Source organism: Planctopirus hydrillae, assembly GCF_001707835.1.
Taxonomy (GTDB): Bacteria; Planctomycetota; Planctomycetia; order Planctomycetales; family Planctomycetaceae; genus Planctopirus; species Planctopirus hydrillae.
In genome coordinates, this window is record NZ_LYDR01000110.1 from 156,598 (window position 1) to 181,993 (window position 25,396).

Genomic DNA, 25,396 nt, shown 5'->3' on the forward strand with positions numbered 1-25,396 from the left:
TTAACTGTAGAGGCTCTGAAGTAGACTCTGACGCGTGACTTGGAAACAGGGCACGCGTCGCATCATTGTATGGAATCGCTCAGATGTTCTCACAACTCGCCATGATTTTTCGCATTCCTGAGTTGCGGCAGAAGATCCTGTTGACGCTCGTGTTGCTCGCCGTCTATCGCATGGGCGGTTTGATCCCCTTGCCATTTATCGATCAGATGAAACTGGCTGAGACCCTTCAGTCGCAAGGCAGCGACGGGATGGGTCGGGTTATGAGTATGATTTCCCTGTTCTCGGGGACGAGTATCGGCATGAGTACGATCTTCGGTCTGGGGATCATGCCGTACATTTCGGCTTCAATCATCTTTCAGTTGCTCGGGACGGTTTATCCACCTTTGGAAAAGCTCCAGAAGGAAGGTGAGGCCGGTCGCAAGAAAATCAATGAATACACTCGCATTGCGACAGTCTTTATCGCCTTCGGACAAAGCTTTTTCTGGATCCGACAACTTGCCGTCTCTGGCGGGATCATGGGGAATGAGGGAAGTCTCTTGATTGCCGCTTACAGCGGAGTCTTCTTCCAGTTGATCTGCACCTTGACCATGACTGCCGGTACGCTTCTCCTTATGTGGATTGGCGAACAGATTGATGAGTATGGTATCGGCAATGGTATCAGCTTGATCATTATGGCTGGTATTCTGGCGCGTATGCCCCAGGCAGGTCAGGCATTGCTTGAGCCTGCTTTCCAGAATGGGGTTAAGCTGGGAAGTCAAACCGGTATCGAAAAGTTTCTTCTCCTGGGGATTCTCTTCGTCGGCGTAATCGTGGGTGTCGTGGCGATCACGCAGGCTCAACGAAAGATTCCTGTACAATCTGCGAAGCATGTGCGTGGGCGATCCGTGGCGGGTGGCCAGCGGTCTTATCTGCCACTGAGACTCAATCAATCGGGTGTGATGCCGATTATCTTCGCGTCGAGCCTGCTGCTTTTCCCGATGTTTCTGTTTCAGATCCTGTCGCAGTTCTTCCCGACCATTGGTTTCTTCCGTTTGGCTGAGGCGACCATGCAGAATCATGGTGGCTTTATCTATAACATTCTGTACATCGGACTGATCTACTTTTTCTGTTACTTCTGGACAGCCATCACTTTCAACCCCAAAGACATGGCCAACAACCTGAAGGATTACGGCAGCTTTATCCCTGGCTACCGGCCTGGTGGGAGGACCGCAGCCTATCTCGAAGCGGTAATGGTTCGTGTGACATTTGTGGGTGCAGCCTTCCTGAGTCTGATCTCGATCATCCCGACTGTGATTTCCAACGCGCTGGGAATTGATCCACTTGTTGCCAGTTTCTACGGTGGTACAGGTTTGCTGATCTGTGTTTCCGTCGCACTTGACCTGGTCCAGAAAATCGACAGTCACCTTGTGATGAGAAATTACCGCGGTCTCCTGGAGTCAGATAACGCGGCCTGAGACGGTACCTGGTTATCTGTTCACATTTGACGTGGTGCTGGCAGAAAGTCGGCTTGAGTGCCGATCTTGCGGAATTGAGATTGACAAATTCCTGTATCGATTGCGAGTTGGGAATTTCAAAGATAGACTATGCCGCTTCCTCAACGGAAGTGGTCTTTGTGAAGGCAGATTATGAAGGTCAGGACAAGTGTTAAGCGGATTTGTGAGCATTGCAAGATGGTGCAGAGGAAGGGTCGCGTCTATGTGATCTGTTCGATGAATCCTCGACACAAGCAGCGCCAGGGTTAATGCGGTTCTTGCGGCTATTTCGGTGGAAGTGTCCGCAACATATGTGTTCGTCTAGTTTTTGATTGTCGCGATCGATTTCGCCAGTGATTGTCGGGGCTGGCTTGTGATTGCAGTACTTGCCGATTGTCACAGCTTGAGAGAGTAGCTCGTTATGCCGCGTATTCAGGGGGTTGATATCCCCAATGACAAGCCGACTTACATTTCGCTGCAATACCTTTACGGTGTGGGTGATTTCCGCGCATTTGAGATTTGCTTCAAGCTGGAGATCGATCCTCAGCGAAAAGCTCGTGAATTGAGCGATGACGAGCTGGCTCGTATCTCGGCAATGCTTGATAAGGATTACCTCGTGGAAGGGTCCTTGAGGCGAAGCATTCAGCAGAACATTTCGCGTTTGCGTGATATTCAGTCGTATCGCGGGTTGCGTCATCGTCGAGGCCTGCCTTGCCGAGGTCAGCGTACTCGTACCAACGCTCGTACCCGTAAGGGGATCAAGAAGACAGTCGCCGGTAAGAAGGGCGTCAAAGATATGAAGCACTAAGCCGCCACTTATCTGTGGTCTGTGCTGGTGCTGGGTATTCTTGGCTTATTCGCATTTCTGTAAGTTTTTTGATGGCGGTTGACGCCTGAGGGTTTGACAGTGGCAAAGACTAAGCGTCGTAAGATTCGTCGCAACGTGAATCGCGGTATTGCACACATCCGTGCGACTTTCAATAACACGACAGTGACTATCACTGACGCGAATGGCGATGTGCTCTGCTGGGCCACCGCTGGGACAGTGGGCTTTAAGGGGAGTCGCAAGAGTACTCCTTTTGCCGCTCAGCGTGCTGCTGAGACATGTGCCGAGCGTGCTGCCAAGTTCGGTGTTCGGGAAATGGAAATCCGCGTTAAGGGTCCTGGTTCTGGCCGCGAGAGCGCTATCACCGGCCTCCAGGGTGCTGGTATCTCCATCCGCTCGATCGAAGATGTCACGCCACTGCCGCACAACGGCTGCCGGCCACCAAAGAAGCGCCGCGTCTGATGCGTGACGGCTGGTCAAGCACTTTCTGAACGGTGATTTGTTGAAACTATGTAGTCTGCTGTCTTTCTACGAGATTGACCTGACGTACACGTTAAGTTTGAGTCCTGTGGCTTTTGGAGATTGACAGATGCGGATTCGCTGGCGTGGACTGGAATTGCCGAGCCGGGTTGTTCCTGAGCGCGAGACATTGAGTTCGACTTACGGCAAGTTTACCGTTGAGCCATTCGAGCGTGGTTTCGGTTCGACGATCGGTAACAGCTTGCGTCGCATTCTGCTTTCCAGTCTGGAAGGTAGCTCTGTGACTTCGGTCAAGATTCAAGGTGTCCAGCATGAATTCACGACGATCCCGGGGATTGTCGAGGATGTGACTGAGATCGTTCTGAATCTGAAGGCGATCGTTGTCAAGAATCACAGTCCTTCGACCAAAACTCTGCGGATCGAGAAGACGTCACGTGGAGTTGTGACGGCTGGTGATATTATTACCGATGATCAGGTGGAAATCCTGAATCGCGATCTCGTGATCGCCACGATGACGGATGATGTGCCCCTGTATCTGGAAATGACCGTCGAAAATGGTCGTGGGTATATCCCAGCGGCTGACCATCATGGTCCGGAGCAAGAGCTCGGAGTCATTCCGCTAGATGCGATTTTTTCACCTGTGGTTCGTGTCCGTTATCTGATCGAGGAGACTCGAGTTGGTCAGCGGACGAACTATGACCGTCTGATCCTCGAAATCTGGACGAACGGGACAGTCACTCCTGAGTCTGCACTTGTGGAGTCTGCGAAGATTCTGCGGAAGCATCTCAACCCGTTTATTACGTATCGCGAGCCTGGCCCGGAAATGTTCCCGGAAGGTGGGCTCCGAAATATGCTCGAAGCCACCGGGTATGCTCCTGTGGATCTTGAGCTGGAAGAGAAGCTGGGGCAGAGTCTGGCTGAACTGAACCTTTCAGTGCGTGCCACCAACTGTCTGGAATCTGAAGGAATCAATTTCGTTCGTGATCTTGTTACGCGAACTGAAGATCAACTCTTGCAGGTGCGAAATTTCGGTGAGACAACACTCACAGAAGTTCGAGAGCGCCTGGGATTGATTGGCCTGCGGTTAGGGATGAAGTTGCCTAACTCGGCACGTGTTTAGTTTTGGCTGTTGATCTGCCTCCAGGCAGTAAGTTTTGTTCGACATTACTGAATTGCCGGGCTCTGCCCGTGAGAGACATTAGGATTTATCATGCGACATAAAGTTGCCGGGCGTCAGCTCGGACGCAATGCATCACATCGTCATGCCATGTTTCGGAATATGTCTGTCAGTTTGATTTTGACAGTTCGTTCCGAGAAGAAGGACGGCGAGGCGAAAGTTCCCGGACGGATTGTGACAACTCTTGAGAAGGCCAAAGAGTTGCGTCCGCATGTGGAAAAGCTCATTACGCTTGCTAAGCGTGCTCAAGAGGCTGAAAAGGCGGCGGCTCCTTTTGCCACGACTGCTGAGAAGAACTCCGACGAGTGGCGAGCCTGGCGTAAGTCTGACCAGTGGCAGAAGTGGTCGAATGCCATTGCCCCCGCTGTCGCACTTCGCCGCAGGGCTTTTGCCGCTCTGCGTGATAAAGAAGCTTTAGAGATCCTGTTCGATGATCTGGGTCCTCGTTTCGCTGATCGACCCGGTGGTTATCTCCGGATTGTTCGACTCGCTGAATTCCGTCTGGGCGATGCCGGGCGACGTGCACTGATCGAATTCGTCGGTGAGAATGATCGCCTCAAACGACAGAGACGCGCAGCTCCAGTGGTCAAGCAAGAGGCACCTGCGACTGAAACTGCTTCTCCTGAAGCTCCCGCTGCTGATCCTGTCTAGGCTGGTTTGCTTCGCATTGAAATGTTCTGAAGACCTTGGCACCGTTGCCAAGGTCTTCTTGTTTTATCGGTTGTATCGAGAGTCGGGGCATTTCTGGATGTGCTGGTCAATGATGACGATGTTAGAAGTTGCCAAAGGTGAATTGACCAAGCAATTGTTGAGGTGCCGATGTGAACTCATCTAGTGCGGGTCCCGGAAAGCAACTACGCGTTGTTGATTGGGAAGATGTGTTTGCCCAGAACTGCAAGCATGGCACACACAACGCTGTTTTTCATGGATAGCACATAGGGTTCATTTTTGAGTCACTTCGGAACCTTTTGTTGTGTTCAAAGGGATCGAGCAGCCCGGGTTGCGGGAGTGTGGACAGTTCAGTCATCAAGTTTGAGTGGGTGCCATGATCTGATATGCCAGACCCATTTCTACGAACTTTGATGACTTTGGAGCTGGCGTCTGGAAATCAGAGGTTGGATCTTCTGGCCATTGGTCTGGGGTCTGGTGTCGATCGGATTGAAGATGCCTGCGCCCAGATGCTGCTGGCTGAGGGCTCTTTACCAGCTCAGGCCACACTGATTGCTGCGGCCGCTCGACCAACAGTTTGCCTGGGCGAAAAGATCAGGGCGAATGCCGACACACTCTCAGTGGCTTTCAGGCAGCTTCTGATTCACGGTACTCCCACACAGGCGATTGCAGCTCTGGATGCAATCGAGCTGACGGAAACATTTGAGCCTGTCCCTGTCGTTATTGAGCTACTTCGGGCTAATGTTCCTCAGCCAGTTCTGGATCGGGCCGAGAATCTCTTGCGGAGCATGGCCTGGAAGCTTCACGAGTTAACAGAACATGGCAGCGAAAAACGGTTACACCCGACGCTAGCGGCACTGGCTTCGCGCTATCGGCTGCCAATTATCGAAGCGTTGTCACGCTCTCTGGAACTGGAAGTTGACCATTTAGAACCCCAGAAGGCCAATGTTCGTGAGTTGTTTATTGAGTGTCTTATGATCATCGGCCCGGATGATGCTCCCGAAGTACGACGAGTCCTCTGGTCGTCAAATCCGAGTGTCCGGGAAATTGTGCGTCATCTGATGATGAGTGGCACACACCCCGGGATACTCCGGTCGATTATTGGATCTCTTGGCCACAATTATCCGCATCCCCGGGCACTCGATGCCGTTCAGGAGCGGGATGATCCTGAGTTTGTGGTTTCATTATTGATGACAATCTCGAAACCAATCTCTCAAAAGCTGATGCAGAATCTGAGACAGATCAGCTCGATCAACTGGCTGAGTCGAGAATCACTCGATTTATCATGGATCCCTGGAGAGTATCAGGCAGGGATTATTCACTTGATTAATCTGACCAGGCTATCACGAGATTGCCGGCGGAATGTGGAAGAATGGCTGTTAAGGTACGGTTGCTCGGAGGCCCGCGAAATCGCTGTTCAAAGTGCGTCCCAGCATGATGGCGATAAGGTCAAAGAGATCGTTCGCAGCAGTCTCAACTCGGCGGACAGTGCTGTCGCTGCCTGGGCCTGTTCGCAATTGAAAACGCAACAGTTTCCCGATGCTGCACGACTCCTGCTGGAGAAGCTCCGCTGTGCCGATCGAGAGGTTCGAGAAGTCGCCCGGGCTGAGTTACTCGAATGGTTTCATGCGGAACGTATGCTTGAAATGCAGGATGCAATGACTCCCGAGATCGGGCGTCATGCGGGTCGTTTACTGCTGGAAATTGACGATTCAGCGCTTGCGACCATTGAACTGGAGTTAAACCATGCGATTCGTCATCGCAGAATCCGGGCATTAATGGCGATTGACCGGATGGAACTGATTCACGAAACACAGTCCTTTCTGCTGAAGATGTTGACGGATATCGACCCGCTCGTCAGAAGGACACTGGTTGATATTCTTGCCAAGTTACCGAGTCTGGATTCCTTACTCGCACTGCAATACCTGACTCGTGATGAGAGTCTGCGAGTCAGAGAAGCGGCTGTCGCTGCTTTCCAACGGCTAAAAGGATCGATGGGAGAATTGAACCTCGCAAGTCAATTGTCGAGTCACTCAGAAACGGCCGAGCGTTCTATCTCGCCAACAGACGATTCGGGAATTCTGGCATGGGCTGATCCATCTGATGAAACCCGGTCAATCAATTGAATAAACCAGTCTTTAAATTCAGAGGCTCCGGTAAAGATGCTTGAAAGTCAGTACATGATCGAGAATGTGCTGAGACAGGGCTGGTTCACGCAGGCCGCGATGCCGCTGTACTGGTTTGGCGGAGCACTTGTTGCCATTTTGATTTTGTGGCTCATGCTGTACCTGGTTGATCAACTCAAACTGGTCAGAGAACATCGGGTTGAGCCGTCCCAGAGTTTGTTTACTCAGCTTTGCGAAGCACACACTTTGACAAAGACAGAGGCCGTCGAGCTTCGCAGTGTGGCTGATCTCGTCAGTCATGCAACTCCGGCGGGAATTTTTGTCCGTCCAGATCTGCTGGCGGAGGGATGTCAGAAACTTGGTCTCGACGAGGTTCGTCAACGTGAATGGCAGCATCGCCTGTTTGGCGAAGCCATCGCTGCCGAAGTCGAACTTTTGCATAGCCCAATACGCGAAAAAATAACCAGCTCATCATGATGAGCAACACGATCGCGATCATTCCGGCCAGAATCGGCAGTACTACTGCGAGTATTGAAAGCATTAACGCGACAAGGTCTTCAATCGCCGAAACGACAGTGGTTCCTGTTCCGGCCGTGGCTACGTTCACTGCAGGTCTGATCGCTGAGCGAGAAAGATGGACAGTGCTCCCGACGAGGCAACCGGCAGCGAGGAGAATCACGGGGTGAATCTGGATGACTGAGGATGTCTGGCTGGCAAAGAGAATGGCGCTGGCGATGGGAGCCAGAAACATGCCAACAGTGTGCAGCACGTGGTCAACTGCCGGAATCTTATCCCCAATCAGGTCGATGAGCCCCAATAAAGTGATCGCCAGCAGCAGATATTCGTTGCCGAGCCAGTCATAGGGCGCGGCTAAGGTGATCCAGCCATTTCGATGTGCCAGCCCCAGCGTGATTAAAGAAACGTAGGTGTTTAAACCACTGGCCGCCGAAAGCCCCAATCCACCCATGAGACCCGCAAGAGCTTCGGAAAGTGGTGGCATGATGGGCAGCTGTTACAAATGAGGATTGTTGTCAGCGTGATGTTCTGATCCTGCACTGGCGATGATGATCAGGCCGAGGGTGAGAGTTGATCAACTGGCTGTGGCTTCGCGTTCGATGGCCTCGGAGTTGAACTGGACATCGACCAGTGTCGTTACTGGGTACCCACTGCGGGGGTTCTGGCCTTTGCGGAACTGCAGACGCCAGATGAGATTGCCGTTGAGTTCATCGATACCTCCGGCCTCGGAAGGGAGAAACGTCTCGATCGATTCTCCCGGTGCGAGCGCGATCCCCAGAGGCATGTTGGCAATCGACACTTCATCTTGCAGAGGGAGTTCAAAAAGATTGATCACACCGGTATCTGACGCCAGTTGATCGGCCCATTTGATGAACTGATTGGCACGACTGCTAACTCGTCGATCACGAAAAAAAACCAGTTCTCGATCCAGAGGGATAATGGTCTGATCCCGGCTGACATTCTTGAATCGAACAAGCAGCTTCAGAACTGGTTCCGTTGTTTCTGATGAGGAGTTCGAGGCATTCTGCACAATGCTGATCGGGCCGCGAGTGACTTTCAGCGGAGTGAATTCAATGTTGCCGAAGCGACGTGTCTGATTCAGTTGGAGGGTATGCAGCGGGGCCACACGATTGTCGGGATTGATAAGTGTGACTGAGATACCAGTCGCTGGCGGTTTGATATCCGGCAGGCTTTCCAATTGATGGTAAGGTTGCCTCAGGTACTGCACGATGAAAAAGAGAAGTGCGAGAGTCGAGGCACTGGCATAGCCTGCAAGCAGGAGAAAGAGTTGCCGGGAGACGACGTCTTCTTTTCGCAGAGTTGCAGGATTCTCCTGGAAAGCATCCGCAGCTTGCGTGGATAAACTTCCGACTGCCACCGGCTGGCTCGAAAACTGAAAATCACCCTCCTGGACTTTGTCCGCTGATCGCTTTTCTGAAGGTGCTCCATGGGAAACCAGAGTGAGATCTTCACTGGTTGGAAAAGGTTGAGCCAGTTGGGAAAAGCTGGATAGCTGTTGGGCATCCAGATTTGTTTCAGGGGTTTGTGCACCCACCGACGGCTGATCAAGATTTGATAGAAAAGCGAGCGAATGATTTTCTGTGGAATTAATTTCGGTACCGGCCGAGATCGATGGCAGATTCGATGTGGCGATGGCTGAGAAATCGGGTGTTGCTGAATCTCCTTTACCTTGCGTCGTTACGTCAACAGGCATCGAAGGTTCTGTGAGATTCATGGCAGGCTCTGCCGTCATGAGCCCAACGCCGGCTGTCTGTCGAATGAGTTCGGCCAGTTGTGGTGATGACTGGGAAAAGTGATCTGTTTCCAGATCGCTGGCATGAAGATCGTTGCTGTGGGATGGATCGATCGTTGTGGCTATGGAATGACCTGGTAGACCAGCCGGGGTGGCTGGGCTGTCGTTGGTAAGTGTTGGATCCAGCGTCTCTGCAGTTATGGCAGGGAATGATTCATGGATGTCCTGCGGACTGAAGCTGGTGGCAGGTACTGTTTGTGAGTCTGGTATGAAGTCAAACACCACCTCTTCTTCCGGCTCGTCGGTCTCGGCATAGGCTGGTTCTATCGACGGCATGCCGGGAAGAGATTCTGCCGGGACTGTTCCCTCGATGATGGATCCCAGACCTGGATTTGGAAACTCATCCGCGCCAGGAAGCTGTGGGCTCGGAAATACAAAGGACTTCAAATCCTCGTGATGTTCGCCAGGGCCTGAGGCCGCTGTCGAGGAGGGAACCGTCTGCAGAAAATCGAAGTTGACGCCCGCTGCCGATGTTGAGCCTGTCGGGGTGTCGATGGCAGGTGTGAATGGAGGCAAGAACTCTTTTGAGGCGGCCCGGGCGGAAGACGCGTGGGTTGAAAAATCAGGCTGAGGCAGGGATGACAGAAAGTCGGGGATTGATGCTGATCCAGGGACATTCTTTGGAGGAGCTCCCAGTTGAGAAAAATCAAATGTCGAGTCAATGCTCTCAGCTTCGGGACTTAGCGGGGCGACAGGCTCGGTGTCCAGAGAGAGGTCTGATTGAACTTCGAGATGGGCGCCGCACTCAGGGCACTCCACAACCACATTTCCTTCGGCCTCCACCATCATCGGGTTTTGACAGGAGCCGCAGATAATCTCAAATGGCATGCAAGGAACTTTCCATCAGAGGGAAGACGGATTTCTCTGTACAGAATACGCATGTCGGCAGGCTGATGCGAGATCTACTCCCGGAAAGGGTCGTTTCGCTGTTGTACGAGTCTGACGGAGGCGCTTTTGGCGTGCAGTTTTCGGAATGAAGGCTGTCGTGTGGCTTCATCAGAACATCTGCAGAAATCGGTTCAAAGCAATTCGAGGTGTCCCGTCACCTGGTCGATCTTCGAACCTTCGTCTGGACCAATGGCGAGACAGGTACGTGTTGGCTGGCCATGAAACTCGGTTCGGCCGCTATCCGTAATGAGGTGAACCTCAAGTCCAGTTTCCATCGCTTTGTCGTGAATGGCCATCAATTCTGCTTCGCTATGGCAGCGAACGCAGACTTTCGCGAAGCCGCCGGCAATCCAGGCACGTGTATTGGGCGAAAAATCATCCAGACGCAGCATCGGGGAGCTCTGCAGCCGACGTGTCAGGAATGCCATCGACGCATGTGCTCCTTGTGCGATCTGCTTTCCACGGCGCATCTTCAGGTCATGTCGCATGACGATGACCTGTTTGATGTTTGGGGCTTCGGCTTCTTCCATTGATCGTCTCTCCCCATCAAAGAACAACACCCGCGAGCCGGAATTTCGACCCGCGGGTGCTGGCTAAAGTATACGGCCATTGGACCGGAGTCCAATTCGCGTTTACAGTTCGATCGCTTCCACTTCAGCGACGAATCGCTGGTTGTTGTCAGCGAGGAATGCACTGATCACGTTGAACACGGAGTCACTGAAGCCACCGATGTTCATGATGTCAGTTCGCTCACAAGCCTGAACTGTCTGGTACGGCTGCAAGTCGATGTTAATCAACTTCGGTGGGGCAGCTTTTCGGCTCAGCTTTCGCTGGTTCGATGAAAAAGCTTCCCAGGCCGTCATCACACCCGTTGAACCGTGCCGTCCTGTTCCGACCCAGCTCTGGTTATCGCTCACGAGAACCATGCCGGCGAACTTTCGTCTCGCGTACTTCTGGTTGGCAACAACCAGTGGCAGCGAACAATCCGTTCCACCACCACCGTACTTGGCCAGCCGCTGAGCAATGCTCAGGATCGAGTCGTTAGGATCAATCTTCGCATCGTAAGCCGACGTATCGAACGGAATCACAACGCTGGCCGGGTTACGTCTAAGGATTGCTGCGGCGAACAGTGCTGCCACGTCGATACAGCGCATCTTCGAAGTTGCACCTCGTCCGCGATGTCCAGTGACCGCACTGCTCATTGATCCAGACGTATCCAGACCAATCACCACCGGCCCCGGCAACTCCGGTACGTTTCCACAGGCGATCTCGGCGGCCTTGTGCAGCGCCGACTTGATCTTCTGGGGAACGTTGTCATCTGCATTCAAGTACGCAGCAAAGTACTGGTACGGGAACTGCTTCGATCGGCGAATCTCCGACTCGTCAGCGATCCGGTCAGCCACGTAGTCGACCATCTCACTTGTGGCGAGCACATCGTGTCGCAGCAACGTGTTCAAGTTCATACGCAGTGCCTGCGGACCCATCTTTCGAGCCAGTACTGTCCAAACCTTTGGTCCCTTCGCAGCATCGGACAATAAGTCCCAACGGACGTTGTCGAGTCCACCAGCGATCAAGGCCTGGGCTTCTTCGCTCTCGGACTTGCGGTATGCGATCAGCGACTGAACTTCAGCCGGCAAGTCGGCTTCTGTCGCCGGTGCCCACTTGTCGATGCTCTTATCGGTCAACCAACCGAACATCGCTCGGCGAGCGTTATCCTGCGGCGTTGGTCGAGCCATACGCAGGATATCCCGCAGGCTTGGATCGTTACCGATCGACGCGCTTAACAGCTTTCCGACCGAAGCCGTGTTCAACCATCGCTGGAATGCTCGCTGCACAGAGCTTGACAAGCCAACACGACTCTTACCGGCCTTGTTCTTGAACTGACCTGAGCGAATCATCTGGAACACAGTTCGCAGAACGCGACCGTTGTCGACCACACGATCGAAGACGCGATGCATCAACTCGGTGTCACGAACCGATAGCGCGACCAGCAATGCAGCCGGCATGTCTTTCATGAACGCCTTCTCACGAGCGTAGAGAGCCAGCTTCGCCAGGTACTGGTTGTCATCGACTGTGGCGATCAACTTCAGAACTTCATCGAACTGAGTTTCAGCCGTGCTATAGAACGCATTGTTAAACGTACCGGTAGCAGCCACCTGGGCCAGCGCGTGTTTAGGTTCGAGTTGATATGCGAGGCCACCGGCTTCGTTGACAGTGTTGGCCTTCGGGAGTCGTCCAAGCATGCTTGCGAAAAGAGACATGTTCACCATAGGAGTGATCTCCTCAACTAAAAACTGTTCGACGAAGGGTTGTTGAGAATAAGGCCAGTAGTCAGTAACTCTGTGCCTTCGTCTAGCAAACGATGTAATTCCAACTGGCAGTCGAACGAGAATCGCAAAGCAGAATGAAGCACACTGCTTGATCTGCTTCCCCTCATTCATTCTGTAAGTTCTTGATTGCGTTTAGAGACGCGGGTGCATTGTCTCAGGTTCGCAGAAAACAGCCGACGAGGTATGACCAGAGCGCCATGACGACGTGCGTCATTTGATAGCTCCCGCTATCGTGGCAAGGATTGAGGATGTACTCCGAATCGGCAGTCGACTGTTTGGAGTTGAAATGATTGCCGAAGTGTTCGATCAGAAATCTTTCGACGCTCTACCAATTGAGCTAAGTAGACTCGGGTGAGCCTGCGATGGGAATTGAACCCATAACCTTCGAAGCATGTACTCTGAATCAGCAGGCAATCATTGTCTCGACCGTAAAATTCTGGAACGAGGTGTGAACAAGAGTCGCCTTTCGGCAATACGGACGTCCGACTTCACGTCACATGGTGACTTGACCGTTGACAGGCATGTTTATCTTTGAAAAGACTCGCATGCCATTCACTAGCGGGTCACCCCGCAATCGCTACCTTAGGCCCGTCATGGACTCCTGTCCGTCAGTTCCAGTTCTTGTTGGACTCATTGATCAGACGAAAGGTTCATTTCACTATCAGCGATTTTGAAGAGATAAAGGCGGGAATACCGCTCAGGCTCGCATCGACGAGTTCCTAAATACTATTTTTTGAGTGGTTCTGTTACTAGAGTTGAAAGATGGATTCGCGTCAGGGTCGATACTTATTTTATGGACGTCTGGTCCTATCCGATCCATATCGACAAACTCTTTATTGAAGCGAATGGCGCCATCGATGTTTCTCACTCGTCATACTTCACAAGAAAGGCCGGGTTAATCGCTTTAAAGCTCAATCGTCCACCCGTATCCGGCTCGAATGTTTGCGATATGGGACGGAGAACGATGCCTTCGCGCAAGGTGGATGAGTTCAAAACACTTTTTCCTTCGGCGAGCTTAATCAGTTCGTCGATGGAATGGTTCAGTGTCACCTTTTCGAGGAATGGTACCGCCACGAGACCAAGCGACTTAATCACCTCTTGCATTTGATCGAAGTCCAACAGCATCCCGGTCGTTAAGTTCACGACATTAAAAATTCTCAGTGTCACAAATTCGAGCCGGTACTTATTGCCCTGGATTCCCGGGCCAATCATCTCTCCTTGAACTGCCAGGTCGAAGCCTAGTTGCTTTGACATCTCAGCCAGCTTTTCCTTTAAATGGAATGACTCGGCAATGGCGACATATTTCGATGTGCCATCCATTTCGTCGATCCACTGATTGCGGCTGCAGATGCCGAACTGAGACTGATAATGGAATGCCGTGAAGGAACTTCCATCGAGCTTTTCGGTGACAATTAACTCTTTTCCTTTGTGTCGCTCGAGTGCGTTTGCGAGCAACTGAACACGAGTTTCATCTGTTTTGGGCACAAAGCTAGGAAACGGACCTTTGATTTTTCCAACCATACCAGCAGGTATAGGGGGCTCCCATTTCACGATGCCGAGTTCGGCAGTGACTTCAGTGCCGATCGGAATGTGATCGCCGTTTGGCAGCAGGGAAACGGGAAAACAGATTCCTTGTGAATATTGTCCACGGAGTTTGATCGTGCGAATTCGGAAACCAGCTGGTACCGCAATGCGACCGGTCGCATCGATTTGTGCGGGCTTGAAGCAATTGCTGCGGAGAAACTCGAATTCTGGACGCTCGGGAAGGAGTGAGTCAATTTCACAATAGATGATTTTGTCCCCGACTCGATACTCTCCGCGCTTGACCACAACCGCCCAACCCAAAATCCTTGCCAGTTCAATCGAGTCGGCATTTGTGATTGGTTCGATGGCTGAAATTGTCTGTAGGGTTGCCAGTTTTCGCATGTTTTTTGAGATTTGGAGTAAAGGAAGATGAGCAGTCATTTTGGTTTACGAGCAGGAACGCAGTGATTCGAACACTGTCCATCGGTTTTGGAGGCCGAGTCCGCTCCCAGGCGAACATTCCTGTAGAATAAGGAATCAAGGGTCTATTGAAACAGATCAGCGGGACGACCGATATCCGAGACGATAGCAATCTGCAGGCGTCTCTACGGCTGAAGGGATCCGTCTGCATCGGCAACGCATCGATCCTGGCTAAGGCCATGACCTCGGAGATACGGATGTACTCGCCTGCCGACCCAATGAATGGCTTATCGCGATCCGGCACTTTTCGGCTACAATCACTTCAGTCATACAACTGGCAATCCATGAGATCGACGACTCTGCAATGTCGTTCCAGGGGATGATCCCAAGACGCGGAATCGTCGTCATAGGAAGCTCCAGCGCTGGCGGAGGTTCATGGAGAATCCTGACTTTGCGAAATCGGCTCGGGTCCATTCCTGCTCAGACGATCGACAAGTGCGAGAATCGTGGGAATCCTGTAACTTCCGTGCATCTCGCTCACGCACTTTGCCGCTTCGTTTTCGTTGGTTCCAACTGCTGTTACCCAAAGTGGTCTCAAACTTTTCCCCCGATAAACTTCAATAGCGTTCGTTGCTGTCGCAAAGGAAGTCTTAGCCACGCCGATCACCGGGACTTCGCCATGAAGTAACTCGAACAGGTGAGCACCCAACCCCTTTTTTCCGTGGGTATCGAGCCATACATATCCATCGACAACGATGAGGCTTGGTCGGACAATCAGTTGATTCAGCACTGCTTTTATGCATGGCAGTTCGCGTTTGTAAAATTCTCCAGGAACATAATCTTCGATGCTCGGGATCTCGACCGTGTGACTCCCCTGTGGCAATTCTGCCTTCCAGTCGGAGATTGTGACGCACGCCGCCAGCGCCGATTGCATGTGGTATCTAACGTCGACGCAAGCGATCACAATCTCCTCCTTTTACGAAAACACCTGACGAGGTTGTGGCCAGAGATATTCCCTCGACGGACGCCAGGCGACCTTCGAGGTTCCGGCCCATTGTGACAACAACGAGTGGACCGGGCGGGATTCGAACCTGCTAAACCATGTACTCCGAACCGGCAGTCAAGTGCTGTTTCAAAACGATCGACGAAATGATGTGTCAGAGGGTTTTCGGCGCTCTACCACTGAGCTACGGCGCAATGATTTGCATCAAAGTTGCGCCAGTGGGATTCGAACCCACGACTTCCGGCTTATCAGGCTGTACTCCAACTCGGCAGTCGATCGTTTGTCTTGGTGTTGATGAGGAATTTGAGGAGATTCATTTCCCCATAGGATGCGTACCTGCCACCTGTTGGATGCACTCATCCTCATCGAAGGGAAGTCAATGTGTTTCACTCCTGCAGCTGCTAGATTCTACAGCAGAAGATCGCTCAACAATACGACTCCTGCTATCCTTGAGCGGCTGATGCGAGGCTTATCTTGTCCATCCCGAGATACAGTCTTGCATTGCTGTTCTTTGCTAGATCACGCAAAGTTTCGAGTTCTGCAAGTCGCAGCAGTGCGGGATGTTTTTCAAGGGCTTCGGCGACTTTAACTCGTTCTGCATAAGCTTGCGTCTCGGCTTCCGCCTGGGTTCGCGTCGCTTCTGCATCGATCTGTTCACGCAAACGCCGCGCTTCGGCTTCCGCCTGCGCACCACGACGTGTGATCTCGGCACGAGAATTGGCTTCAATCAGTTCTACTTCGGCTCGAGTTCGTGCCTCGACAAGCTGCGCCTGACTATGACGCTCTGCTGCCAGTACACGATTCATGATCTCCTGCAGATTACCCGGGAAGATCAAGTCCTTCACATCGGCACGTCGGATCGTCACTCCATAACTGCCAGCTGATTCAGTAACATCCGACAGAATGTCTTCACTGAGTCGATTACGGTTCGTCAGGATTTCTTCCAGGTTCATCGAGGCAAGCGAACGGCGTGCGGCGAGTTGCACATCGCTATAAAGCCGATCCTCGAAGTTATCCACAGTATGGATCGCTGATTTCGGGTCAGTCACGCGAAACTGCACCAGAATGCTTACGCGGATTGCCACTTTGTCAGCCGTGAGAATTTCCTGGCCCTTGATTGTCAGTTCACGTTCACGCACATCGACCAGTACACATTCCACCACAGGGAGTTTTGTGAACAGCCGGCTGCGGGGAGGAATTTTGTAACGCCCGGCATCAAGCACTTTGGTGAGCTTACCATCCTCGTAATACAAACCGCGGTGGGTGTCCTTAATGATAAACTCTTGTCCTGCACCGCTAATTATCATGAGGCACCTCCTTTCGGTTGATATGCGAGTATAGAGAAGATCAGTTTAAAACGCCTCGTAGCGGAGTTGATCTGGAGAACGAGCTTTCAGATTTGGCAATTCTGAGCGTTCGCTCCGAAAGGTGAACGCAGGAACCATTTGGCCGCTCGCTCCTAACACCGCCGAGGCATGTCTCCCATCCAGGAGTCGAACCTGGTTCATCAGCACGAGTGCTAACTGTCGTCCATTACGCCACGGGATGAATTCTATTTTGCAAAGTAATGGTTGATCGACATTAAATCAAGTTGACAGCGCAGTAGCTCGACCAGGAGTTGAACCTGGAACTTCTCGTTAGAAGCGAGAGGTGATATCCACTTCACCATCGAGCTGTTTTCTTCCCCATGCGGAGTTTTTCGAGCGGAAGGAAAGGGATTCGAACCCATATAGCACGAATGCTGCACTGTTTAGCAAACAGGCCCGGCCAACCATATCCGGCTACCTTCCAGATCAGGTTTCTGACTTCGAGGTTCAGACTTCAGGTTTTGAAATTCCTGCAGCCTGGTCACTGACTCGTGAAACCTGAAAAGTGACGCAGGCGGGATTTGAACCCGCAATCACGAAGGTTTAAGCTTCGCCGCTATTCCGGTTCGCGTACCGCGTCGAGATGAGGCTCCAGACGGCAGGCTACAGTTGAAGAATTGAAACCTGGAGTCTGAAACGTGAGTTCTGAATCAATGGTGCCAGGGGGATTCGAACCCACAATCACTGAGGTTTGAGCTCAGTCGCTATTCCAATTTGCGCATAGCACCCGATGAACCAAATGGCCTGCCAAGGATTTGAACCTTGTCTGAAAGTTTCGAAGACGATCGTGCGAATCCATCACACTCGCAGGCCGTGTTTTTGAGATTGAATGCCCATGCCAGGAATCGAACCTGAGCTTCGACCTTCGCAAGGTCGCGTGCGTATCCACTACACCTCACAGGCAATGTTCATCGAGAGTTTCAGTGGTACAGGGGGGATTCGAACCCACAAACACTTGTTTCTAAAACAAGCCGCTCAGCCGTTGGCGTACTACACCGAAAGTAGTGTGCATTGAGAAGTCGGAAATGTGTATTAAGAAGTCTCAAACTTCAAACTTCTCAATTCAAACTTCCCAGCGACCCATACCGGATTTGAACCGGTGACCTCCGCCGTGACAGGGCGGCGTCCACTCCAGGCTGGACCAATGGGCCATAAACAAAGGAGACGCTACCGAGATTCGAACTCGCTATCCGTGTGTTTTGCAGACACACCCCGCACCAAGCGGATTAGCGTCGTGATCAAATCGTCCTGGACAGACTCGAACTGTCGATCGACTGTTTGTAAGACAGTTGCCTTCGCCGCTAGGCCACAGGACGATGCGCTTTAACAAAGCGGAAGACCAGGGACTCGAACCCCGAAGCGCCAGGCGCCAGCCGTTTTCAAGACGGTTTCCTCATCCAGCCGGATGTCTTCCAAATCAGGTTTCAGGTTTCGGGTTTCAGGTCTCAGGTTTCAGGAGTTAGGAGTCACTGAAGTCTGAAGTCTGTTCCAAAGGTGACCGATCGGAATTGAACCGACATCGACCTGGTTCACAGCCAGGTTCCTGAAACCAATACAGGACGGCCACATTGCCGGAGGCAGGAATCGAACCTGCGAGCTTCTGGTTCAGAGCCAGACGCAACGACCAACAGTTGCTACTCCGGAGTATTGATTTGTGTCTTAAGGCGCGGGCGGGAGGACTCGAACCTCCAATGAGCTGCTTCAAAGACAGCTGACTTACCATTAGTCAACACCCGAGAGTGCCATGTCGGAGTCGAACCGACCTGACCGGATTGGAAGTTTTTTCACGTTGTTTCATGATCGACTTCGTTGGGGAATTAATCGTTGCACAACGTGTGACTTTCCTGCCACCCTTAAAAACCTATACCGCTCGGCCAATGGCACGTTCGAAGTTTGAAGTGCGAAGATTCAAACTTCTCACTTCTGAATTCACACTTCGAAAAAGGCTCCGGCGGCAGGAATCGAACCTGCGTCGAGGCGATTAACAGTCGCCTTCCCGTACCAGCACAGGACCCACCGGAGTAAGATCAGGTTTCAGACTTCAGGAGTCAGGTTTCAGGAGAGAATCATGCGAGACTATCACAAGCTGCGTGCATTCGAATTAGCCGATCAATTCGCACTGGAGATTTACAAATGTACAAGGTTATTTCCAAAAGAGGAGATGTTTGGGCTTACGTCACAAATTCGACGAGCGGCAGTTTCAGTACCATCAAATATCGTTGAGGGTTGTGCGAAATCGTCGCAAGCTGATTACTCACGTTTTCTGGAAATAGCGTATGGCTCAGTTTGCGAAGTAGAATATTAACTATCACTTGCAGATCGCCTTGGATATCTCGATTCATAATCCGCCAAAGAAACAGCCTCACTTGCCAGTGAAACAGGACGCGTGCTTAACGGATTACTTCGATCGCTGAGGACTGAAGCCTGAAGCCTGAAGCCTGAGCAAAGCGCCCAGCGAGAATCGAACTCGCAATTTCTCCTTGGCAAGGAGATGGGTTACCACTACACCATGGACGCCTTTTGTTGGCTCAACCAAATTGTCAATGAGCGATGAAGTGCGAATTGGGAAGTGTGAAAGTTTCAAACTTCAAACTTCTTACTCCAAACTTCTAGAGTGAGATCGGTGGGCATCGAACCCACATCGGCCGGTTTAAGAGACCGGTGCATGACCTTGTCTGCCACAATCCCGTTTGTGTCATGTCTTCCAAGTCGGCATGGAAGGAGTCGAACCTTCGACTCACGTCTTATAAGGACGCTGCTCTCACCACTGAGCTACATGCCGTGATGAGCGAGGCCGGTGGGGTGTGACCCCACGCTTTATGGATTAAAAGTCCGCTATGCGGCCGCTACACCACAACCTTATAAATGTTTATTTATATGTATATTGCGCGGCTATTTAATGGCATTGTGTTGGCCGTTGTTTTTTTATTCGTCAGTATCAGCTCTGAGGATCGAACTCAGCACGACTCAGTTATCAGCCGAATTGTCGCAACCAGCCCTCGACGACCATCTCTTTAAGTCGGGCATCTCGGTGTCGTATCGAGGTCCTTCTGCTCCTCAAGCCGGTGTGTTCACATCGGCAACTCTGCCCGACCCAGCAGTCGAGAAAGTAGAGAATGGAAAGTCGATCGCTCTCAACGGCCAAGTCGTTTCTACGCTCTAATTTCTCTTGTCTACTGCTCTGCGGCTTTGCCGCCAGTGGACCTGCAGGGAGTTGAACCCTGTGACCTGGATTGCAAATCCAAGTGCCGACCCTTCGGCAAGCCCGTCACTGATGGATTTCTATGACCAATCCACAGCGAGGTTAACCGGGTGTAGCTACGAAAAAACCCGATGTCACCTCAAGGTCACACCGGGTTACCAGTCTTGTGGGCTGGCCTGGTCTAGGGGGTCAACCCATAGAACCTATCGGTGTGTTTCCGACTTCGTTGATCGGAGACTTGACGGCAACTCGCTCTATTCTGATTGGGCAGCAAGGATGATAAATGACTTGCCGAGCCTTGACTGCCTGACGGATTCAGGCTTGCCTTGGAGGACTGTATGAACTGGAGATGGTTGGTATGTAAAAATGACATGCTCAATATCCAATCGATCTTGATCATCACTTCGATTCAAGACGAGTATTCCGTCACCTTGAAGATGTTATCGGGATCGCGCTCCTGACTGGCTCAGTAATAGACCTTTCTCAGGGAAATCTGGTTCGCAGAAAAACGGACAGAAAAATCTGTTTCTGACTTACGACAGATGATTTGTTTCAGTCATCAAGGCCATCTGTCTTGCACTGGTTGAGCTTGATTCAGATTCTGCCTGCTACGGTTCTTTTCTGAATAAGTTCTTGCCCGTTGAACCAGTATCTCGCGGAGTGAGCAGCATTTGTCACAAACATGATCGGCGTTGGGACTGCTCTTGTCATGCGCTGAAGAGCGCCAGCGGTTAATCGATGGCCGGCTAATCGATAACATTGGGTGGTTTTGCGGGTGTTTGAGGAGTGGTGGGAGGTGGTGCCGGTGGACGTGGTGGTCCAAGTTCAATACTTCCCGGGATCCAGGATTCGTAAACCCATTGATCAGGTCTGGGTTCCCAGCCGGCAGGAACGTTGGCCTGCATCAGGACTTGTCTTGCGGAGAGGTAGGCATCGAAACTGTTCGTCAACACATCAAAAACAACATAAAACTTTTGAGGATCAATACTTGCCAGCAGGCGTCTTCCTGCGGATTTCGCTGAGGCGAGTTGCTCGACAGTAATCCCTTTGTTCTCACGCGGGATCAGGCGGATGCGAGGCCAGCGTTTGTCGGCAACAAAGTATTCGACCTTAAAAAACTCATCGTTCGGAGAAGGCAGCTTGGTATAGAAGTTCTCAAATTTTTCGGGGTCAATACCAGCTTCGGGATTGGTATTGAGTTTATATCGCAGGATAATTCCCTTCGCTTTTTCTTCGGCATCTTTGCGGATGTCGTCGATACTGAGGGGGTAGATCTTGTTGTTAGCGCAGAGGATACTCAGGCGTTTGGCACCCTCAGGAGCTGGCCGTGGACTGGGAATGCTGACCACTTTTGGGGGTGGTGCTGGTTTGACGGGTGTTTTATCCAGCCGGGCCTGCAAGTCGGCTTTTTTTGCTAGCGTCTCGGCGATCTGGGTTTGAAGTTTGTCGCGTTCCTGCTGATTCTGCTCGATTTCCTTTTCGTTTTCGACTGCCATTTTTCGATCGTTCTCGATCCGCATCGAGAACTCGTTGGCTTGCTTGTTTTGTGTTTCCAGCAGCTTCTTGCGTGCCGCCAGTGTTTCCTGCATGCGGGCCAGCCGCTCTTTTTCGGAAGCGAGATTGAACTCATTCAGTCGGGAGTCGACCGATTGTTTTTTCTCCAGCAGCGCATCGAGTTCCTTTTTGGCGGAATTCAGATCGGCTTCTGTGACTGTGGATCGGGAGACGACGTCGCGAATCGTCTCCTGGACGTTGAGCTGTGTTAAGAGCAAGACGAGAATGAGGACGGCAACAACGTTCGTCATTGCGTCCATCAGGGAATCCAGGTCCAGTTCGTCGCCCTGTTCTTTAGGACGAGGTTTCATAAGGACAATCCTATTAGCTATTTATCGTTATCTGGTAATGACTTTTGTGATTCCAGCTTCTTTGTAAAGTAACTGAGATCAATTTTTCCTGCGCCAATGACAGGTAATCTCCCATTCGATATTTCGCGATCTGTACAGAATTTGCGTGCTATGTTGTAAGTGTTCAGCCCGTCGCTGCGAATGAGGAACACAACCGAATGCGAGACGTTGTTGGCAGCCTTTGAGAGAATATCGAGGAAGTCTTTATCAGCGGCAAGATTGGCTGTGCGAACGGTCTTGGGAGGGGAGAGGTCGTGCAATACGACGGCTCCATCCTGGCATTCGATGAAATGCGGGACAAAGTTGAGACCGGAACCACCGGGGAGAATGGATACATTGGCCGGCGGGGCATCTTTTCTACTTTTGAGGTCTTTCTCGAGTTGAGCAATCTGCTCTGCCAGAGCTTTGGATTCGGCCTGCATGGCAGCGAGTGTTTCGCGTTGGGAGGGATCAAGCTTCGGAACGACGATTTGTGCCTGCTTCAGCTTATCAAGCTCTGCCTGAACCGCTTCAATTTTTTTGGTGAGTGAAAGAATCTCTTCCTCAGTCGCGTCGATCTGCTGGCGGGTTAATGCCGCAGAGGGCCCGATTTTTTCATCGAGAAGCTTTTGCAGTTCCGCTTGACGTGCCTGCTCCTCTTGAATTTTGGCAACGGTTGCTTCGTAGGAAGTAATGACCGCGGCATCTCCGGCAGTCATCTGTTCAAGCGAGGCGGCAGCGATCATCAGCATGAGAATACCGACGACGCTGGTCACAATATCCATAAAGGGGAAAAGCGAGAAATCATCGGGTTCTGCTGCCCGCTTCTGAGCCATGTGAAAAAGCTCCTGCTATCCCCAGTAAGTCGAAAATCTTCAGGAAAAATGACTGCTTGGCGATTCGCCCAAGAAAGAGATACGCAATTACTTCCAGCCCAGGCTTCCCAGCCAGCCACCTCGTCGGCGTTTGGGAGTTTCAGTTGCGGCTGGCATCTGCTGAATGACAATACTTTGTTCGCCAAGCTTAACGAGCACATTGTTCAAGCTGCTCAGGCCATTTTCGAGGCCCTGGAATTGTGTTTGAAGGTGCGTCTGTGTGGTGCTGAAAGACTGGTTGACGTTGTTTTGCAACTGTTCCGTCTGTGTTGCCACCGAGGCAAGAGTCGATTGGATCGCTTGAGCAGCTTGTGCCATCTGCTGTAACTGATCGTGCAATTGCTGCTGATGCGCTGTTTGCTGCTCTCGAAGCTGTGCGGCGAAATCGAGTTGATGTTTCTGGAAGCGAGAGGCGACTTTCTCCCAGCTTTCCGACATTTGCGTGGTGAGTTTGCCGCCGATGGAATCGAGCTTCGCTAACCATTTTTCAAGCTCGGCGTGATGAGTTCCCATAGCTGCTTCGACGGCTTCCCGGAAGGCGGAGGTGCTGCCACCGGCGCCGCGTTCGGAGCCACCTTCTTTGCCATCGTTGAGACGCCTGAGAAAATTTTCGTTGCAATACTCGTCGACCGAAGTGATGAGATCTTCTTCGCTCTTTTGCAGGGCCGACATGGGGATCTTGATGACGACACTCATGATCAGTGCCAGCAGGGTCGTATCGAAGGCTGTTGCCAGGCCCGCGAAAACCGCATTCATCGCGCCCTTCAAAGCATTCATGTCGGAGGCTGCCGCGAGGCTGGCAGCCAGACTCGCCACAGCCACGCTCAAGCCAAGAACGGTACCGATAAAGCCCAGGATAGGAAGTGTCCACAGAAAGACTTTAACGTAGGAGTAACTCCCGGTGACGTTGTTAATATCGATGGATGACTGGGACTCCATCATGGTGACAGTTTCAGCGGCACTTTTTCGAACACGGAAATGTTCGATGCCCCGCAATACCCGGTTAATGAGATAGCTTTTCGAAGAAGAGCCGGGCAACTCGCGAATATGATGGACAAACCTATCTAATGACTTCGGATTGATTTCCTCAGAGATTTCTGTAGGAAGGACATCCAGAAGCATGGCCTCTTTCTGCCGTTTGATATGGAGCCATTTGAGGAACAGGATCGCTACGCCCCACGAGAAGACAATCGTCAGCCAGTAAGGAATCACACCGCGATCCCAGAAAATCTGGCCCAACATATTCGAGCGGAAGGGGAGCATCGCCACGAAAATGGCAACACTCAGCCCGAGGGCAATGAGGCCGGACAAGATGAGGCTGACATCGCTGGAGGCAGAGTCGGCTTCATCCCCCAGGAGGGTTGCCGACGTGCTTTTGTCGGCGGGAGCACCGCTTGGAAGGTCGCCAGTATCGCTGGGGAAGTTTGTCAGACCCAGGGTACTGAGTGAGTTACCAGGGATGCGGATGCTTTCACGGCAGTAGGGGCATGTTCGAGTTTTGCCTGCTAACTCTTCGGGAACCTTAAGAGTCTTGCTGCAGTGAGGGCATAAAAACTTGGAAAAGGTGGGCATTCTGTCTGAATATTCCTGTGCAGGTCAGCCGCTGCATCCGAGCGACTGGGAGATTGTTTCCATGGGAGGGTCGTCAGGCAGTCCTCAAGAATAGAACTGTTATGTGGTCACCTGTGAACGTTGTCAAAGGTTGATCAGGAATTCAGTTTGAAACTGATGACAAAAAGATTTTGTCTGCAAGATTCGTTGATGCAGCAACGATGGAGGAGGGGTGGTTGAGGCTAGGATGGCAAGACGTGCCGATGTGGTTCGTGCCTGTCAATGAAGGGGTTGTGTGAGCATCCGGATTGAGCGAACGAGAAAAGATGTTCAACTCAGATCAGGCTGAGCGGATCAAAATCCGTATGCCAGTTCACGGCGAAGTGTGCGAAGTTACGTTACTTGGATGACTGGTGTTCGGCTGGGTCGCATTAACCTCTCACGAGGGCATCGGTTGAGCGGGGATGCCTGTCGGGCGAGATGAGCAGTCGATTATTGATTTTCAGGGCAGGGACTTTCTTTCTCAGAGCTTCCTGGATCTGCTGCTTCTGAAAGAAAGTGGACGTGCTGCCAGTGATCGTCAGTGAGTCCTCTGAGAAAACGAGCTGTATGCGTGCCGTGAAAAGCGTTGGGTCGCTTTTTCGCAGTGCTCTGAGGAACTCTGGTGGAACTGTAGAGTTTTTGTGGGGCGAGTGGAAGAAAAGTTCGCGTGGCATGAGAGGCTCCGGGCGGAATCGTTGAACCCCTCCTGTAGGTACAAGCGAAATCATCGGGGATCTGACCGCCCTCCCGGCTCAATCTAGAATTCGTCATATTTTTCGCTCATGCAGGACTGAAGACGCAAATTTCTGGAAGTGAGATCAGGAGTACAGTCATGGAGCAGGCAAATCCGTTAGATCCGCTCCTTTGGTGCTGAGGGAAAACCGGTGGTGCTGAGGGAAAACTGGCAATCGAAGCGAGAGCGAATGAATTCCAGTAATTGCCATGAGTGGCTGTAAGGGAGGGGGTATTCCGCGGTTCAAGCGGCATGGAGCCAAAATTCTGACTCAGCCTGGGCTGCAGATTCAGAAAATGGAGAAAATGAACATCTTCATCGAGTCCACAAAATTTATCCCCCGGTTGGTTGACGACAAACTTCTTCCCGTTAAGATTCAGCCACGCCAGTAGTGACAGCGATTAATGATTGCAGTTTCTGCTTTGCTCTTTGACAATTTGGATGGGAAGAGATTTGAGAATCAGCTTTGCGCAGATTCGTTAAGCGGTTGCTGGGACGT

At 51.8% G+C, this 25,396-nt stretch carries 18 protein-coding genes and 15 tRNA genes; 8 read left to right on the plus strand and 25 right to left on the minus strand.

Annotated features, from left to right (window positions below; translation table 11 throughout):
* Positions 1-83: 83 nt before the first annotated feature.
* The 7 genes from secY (at position 84) to A6X21_RS13425 (ending at position 6,750) form a co-directional block, all read left to right on the plus strand.
* Positions 84-1,454 (plus strand): preprotein translocase subunit SecY, encoded by a 1,371-nt coding sequence (secY, locus tag A6X21_RS13400; RefSeq protein WP_068848645.1) that lies wholly within the window; start codon positions 84-86, stop codon positions 1,452-1,454.
* Positions 1,455-1,625: 171 nt separating this feature from the next.
* Complete coding sequence (rpmJ, locus tag A6X21_RS23730) at positions 1,626-1,742, plus strand: 50S ribosomal protein L36 (protein WP_081440180.1); 117 nt, start codon at positions 1,626-1,628, stop codon at positions 1,740-1,742.
* Between the two features lie 151 nt (positions 1,743-1,893).
* Complete coding sequence (rpsM, locus tag A6X21_RS13405; protein ID WP_013108777.1) at positions 1,894-2,280, plus strand: 30S ribosomal protein S13; 387 nt, start codon at positions 1,894-1,896, stop codon at positions 2,278-2,280.
* Positions 2,281-2,379: 99 nt separating this feature from the next.
* The gene (rpsK, locus tag A6X21_RS13410; RefSeq protein ID WP_013108778.1) at positions 2,380-2,760 is read left to right on the plus strand and encodes a 30S ribosomal protein S11; all 381 of its coding nucleotides are present in this window, start codon (positions 2,380-2,382) and stop codon (positions 2,758-2,760) included.
* Between the two features lie 127 nt (positions 2,761-2,887).
* The gene (locus tag A6X21_RS13415; protein ID WP_068848646.1) at positions 2,888-3,898 is read left to right on the plus strand and encodes a DNA-directed RNA polymerase subunit alpha; all 1,011 of its coding nucleotides are present in this window, start codon (positions 2,888-2,890) and stop codon (positions 3,896-3,898) included.
* 90 nt (positions 3,899-3,988) lie between these two features.
* Positions 3,989-4,606, plus strand: a complete 618-nt coding sequence (gene rplQ, locus A6X21_RS13420; protein WP_068848648.1) for a 50S ribosomal protein L17 — start codon at positions 3,989-3,991, stop codon at positions 4,604-4,606.
* 404 nt (positions 4,607-5,010) lie between these two features.
* Positions 5,011-6,750 (plus strand): HEAT repeat domain-containing protein, encoded by a 1,740-nt coding sequence (locus A6X21_RS13425; RefSeq protein ID WP_131818333.1) that lies wholly within the window; start codon positions 5,011-5,013, stop codon positions 6,748-6,750.
* A 292-nt stretch (positions 6,751-7,042) separates the two neighbouring features.
* Here the strand turns inward: A6X21_RS13425 and A6X21_RS13435 are convergent, their stop codons facing one another.
* The 19 genes from A6X21_RS13435 to A6X21_RS24705 form a co-directional block, all read right to left on the minus strand.
* On the minus strand, positions 7,043-7,750 hold the full coding sequence (locus tag A6X21_RS13435; protein ID WP_068848654.1) for a DUF4126 domain-containing protein: 708 nt from the start codon (positions 7,748-7,750) through the stop codon (positions 7,043-7,045).
* A 90-nt stretch (positions 7,751-7,840) separates the two neighbouring features.
* Complete coding sequence (locus tag A6X21_RS13440; RefSeq protein WP_068848656.1) at positions 7,841-9,907, minus strand: hypothetical protein; 2,067 nt, start codon at positions 9,905-9,907, stop codon at positions 7,841-7,843.
* Positions 9,908-10,098: 191 nt separating this feature from the next.
* Positions 10,099-10,497: an aminoacyl-tRNA hydrolase gene (gene pth2 / locus A6X21_RS13445; protein WP_068848657.1), complete on the minus strand. Its 399-nt coding sequence runs from the start codon at positions 10,495-10,497 to the stop codon at positions 10,099-10,101.
* 102 nt (positions 10,498-10,599) lie between these two features.
* Entirely contained in the window at positions 10,600-12,237 is a 1,638-nt protein-coding gene (locus tag A6X21_RS13450) for a TROVE domain-containing protein (protein ID WP_068848659.1), read from the minus strand.
* A gap of 924 nt (positions 12,238-13,161) precedes the next feature.
* Complete coding sequence (locus A6X21_RS13455) at positions 13,162-14,223, minus strand: RNA ligase (ATP) (RefSeq protein WP_068848661.1); 1,062 nt, start codon at positions 14,221-14,223, stop codon at positions 13,162-13,164.
* A gap of 451 nt (positions 14,224-14,674) precedes the next feature.
* Positions 14,675-15,205: an endonuclease V gene (locus tag A6X21_RS13460; protein WP_110766461.1), complete on the minus strand. Its 531-nt coding sequence runs from the start codon at positions 15,203-15,205 to the stop codon at positions 14,675-14,677.
* Between the two features lie 482 nt (positions 15,206-15,687).
* Positions 15,688-16,551 carry a slipin family protein gene (locus tag A6X21_RS13465; protein ID WP_068848663.1) on the minus strand — a complete coding sequence of 288 codons (864 nt, stop codon included), beginning with the start codon at positions 16,549-16,551 and terminating at the stop codon, positions 15,688-15,690.
* Between the two features lie 296 nt (positions 16,552-16,847).
* A tRNA-Arg gene (locus A6X21_RS13470) sits at positions 16,848-16,919 on the minus strand.
* 29 nt (positions 16,920-16,948) lie between these two features.
* A tRNA-Ser gene (locus tag A6X21_RS24695) sits at positions 16,949-17,034 on the minus strand.
* 83 nt (positions 17,035-17,117) lie between these two features.
* Positions 17,118-17,191: transfer RNA gene (locus A6X21_RS13475), tRNA-Leu, on the minus strand.
* A gap of 74 nt (positions 17,192-17,265) precedes the next feature.
* Positions 17,266-17,339 (minus strand) — tRNA-Leu (locus A6X21_RS13480).
* 102 nt (positions 17,340-17,441) lie between these two features.
* Positions 17,442-17,514: transfer RNA gene (locus tag A6X21_RS13485), tRNA-Arg, on the minus strand.
* Positions 17,515-17,535: 21 nt separating this feature from the next.
* Positions 17,536-17,608 (minus strand) — tRNA-Leu (locus tag A6X21_RS13490).
* A 79-nt stretch (positions 17,609-17,687) separates the two neighbouring features.
* Positions 17,688-17,762: transfer RNA gene (locus A6X21_RS13495), tRNA-Asp, on the minus strand.
* Positions 17,763-17,854: 92 nt separating this feature from the next.
* A tRNA-Val gene (locus A6X21_RS13500) sits at positions 17,855-17,927 on the minus strand.
* Positions 17,928-18,104: 177 nt separating this feature from the next.
* Positions 18,105-18,178: transfer RNA gene (locus A6X21_RS24700), tRNA-His, on the minus strand.
* Positions 18,179-18,180: 2 nt separating this feature from the next.
* Positions 18,181-18,254 (minus strand) — tRNA-Gln (locus A6X21_RS13505).
* A gap of 22 nt (positions 18,255-18,276) precedes the next feature.
* Positions 18,277-18,347 (minus strand) — tRNA-Gln (locus tag A6X21_RS13510).
* A gap of 210 nt (positions 18,348-18,557) precedes the next feature.
* Positions 18,558-18,632: transfer RNA gene (locus A6X21_RS24705), tRNA-Asn, on the minus strand.
* Between the two features lie 47 nt (positions 18,633-18,679).
* Here A6X21_RS24705 and A6X21_RS25580 point away from each other — a divergent pair.
* Positions 18,680-18,916: a four helix bundle protein gene (locus A6X21_RS25580; protein ID WP_205847467.1), complete on the plus strand. Its 237-nt coding sequence runs from the start codon at positions 18,680-18,682 to the stop codon at positions 18,914-18,916.
* Between the two features lie 141 nt (positions 18,917-19,057).
* Here the strand turns inward: A6X21_RS25580 and A6X21_RS13520 are convergent.
* The 6 genes from A6X21_RS13520 to A6X21_RS13545 all read right to left on the minus strand — a co-directional run bounded on the left by A6X21_RS13520 (position 19,058) and on the right by A6X21_RS13545 (position 24,143).
* Positions 19,058-19,128: transfer RNA gene (locus A6X21_RS13520), tRNA-Gly, on the minus strand.
* 98 nt (positions 19,129-19,226) lie between these two features.
* Positions 19,227-19,299, minus strand: a tRNA-Lys gene (locus tag A6X21_RS24710).
* A gap of 21 nt (positions 19,300-19,320) precedes the next feature.
* Positions 19,321-19,393: transfer RNA gene (locus A6X21_RS13525), tRNA-Ile, on the minus strand.
* 1,166 nt (positions 19,394-20,559) lie between these two features.
* Positions 20,560-21,678 (minus strand): hypothetical protein, encoded by a 1,119-nt coding sequence (locus tag A6X21_RS13535; RefSeq protein WP_068848668.1) that lies wholly within the window; start codon positions 21,676-21,678, stop codon positions 20,560-20,562.
* A gap of 17 nt (positions 21,679-21,695) precedes the next feature.
* Complete coding sequence (locus A6X21_RS13540) at positions 21,696-22,532, minus strand: coiled-coil domain-containing protein (RefSeq protein WP_068848670.1); 837 nt, start codon at positions 22,530-22,532, stop codon at positions 21,696-21,698.
* 87 nt (positions 22,533-22,619) lie between these two features.
* Entirely contained in the window at positions 22,620-24,143 is a 1,524-nt protein-coding gene (locus tag A6X21_RS13545) for a MotA/TolQ/ExbB proton channel family protein (RefSeq protein WP_068848672.1), read from the minus strand.
* Positions 24,144-25,396: the final 1,253 nt, after the last annotated feature.

Bases quoted from the DNA above. Each gene is read 5' to 3' on its own strand.
- A6X21_RS13440 (WP_068848656.1), bottom strand. From the start codon at position 9,907: ATGCCATTTGAGATTATCTGCGGCTCCTGTCAAAACCCGATGATGGTG.
- A6X21_RS13435 (WP_068848654.1), bottom strand. From the start codon at position 7,750: ATGCCACCACTTTCCGAAGCTCTTGCGGGTCTCATGGGTGGATTGGGG.
- A6X21_RS13450 (WP_068848659.1), bottom strand. From the start codon at position 12,237: ATGGTGAACATGTCTCTTTTCGCAAGCATGCTTGGACGACTCCCGAAG.
- rpsM (WP_013108777.1), top strand. From the start codon at position 1,894: ATGCCGCGTATTCAGGGGGTTGATATCCCCAATGACAAGCCGACTTAC.
- pth2 (WP_068848657.1), bottom strand. From the start codon at position 10,497: ATGGAAGAAGCCGAAGCCCCAAACATCAAACAGGTCATCGTCATGCGA.
- rplQ (WP_068848648.1), top strand. From the start codon at position 3,989: ATGCGACATAAAGTTGCCGGGCGTCAGCTCGGACGCAATGCATCACAT.
- A6X21_RS13455 (WP_068848661.1), bottom strand. From the start codon at position 14,223: ATGCGAAAACTGGCAACCCTACAGACAATTTCAGCCATCGAACCAATC.
- A6X21_RS13465 (WP_068848663.1), bottom strand. From the start codon at position 16,551: ATGATAATTAGCGGTGCAGGACAAGAGTTTATCATTAAGGACACCCAC.
- secY (WP_068848645.1), top strand. From the start codon at position 84: ATGTTCTCACAACTCGCCATGATTTTTCGCATTCCTGAGTTGCGGCAG.
- A6X21_RS13540 (WP_068848670.1), bottom strand. From the start codon at position 22,532: ATGGCTCAGAAGCGGGCAGCAGAACCCGATGATTTCTCGCTTTTCCCC.
- A6X21_RS13415 (WP_068848646.1), top strand. From the start codon at position 2,888: ATGCGGATTCGCTGGCGTGGACTGGAATTGCCGAGCCGGGTTGTTCCT.
- A6X21_RS13545 (WP_068848672.1), bottom strand. From the start codon at position 24,143: ATGCCCACCTTTTCCAAGTTTTTATGCCCTCACTGCAGCAAGACTCTT.
- A6X21_RS13535 (WP_068848668.1), bottom strand. From the start codon at position 21,678: ATGAAACCTCGTCCTAAAGAACAGGGCGACGAACTGGACCTGGATTCC.
- rpmJ (WP_081440180.1), top strand. From the start codon at position 1,626: ATGAAGGTCAGGACAAGTGTTAAGCGGATTTGTGAGCATTGCAAGATG.
- A6X21_RS25580 (WP_205847467.1), top strand. From the start codon at position 18,680: ATGCGAGACTATCACAAGCTGCGTGCATTCGAATTAGCCGATCAATTC.
- A6X21_RS13425 (WP_131818333.1), top strand. From the start codon at position 5,011: ATGCCAGACCCATTTCTACGAACTTTGATGACTTTGGAGCTGGCGTCT.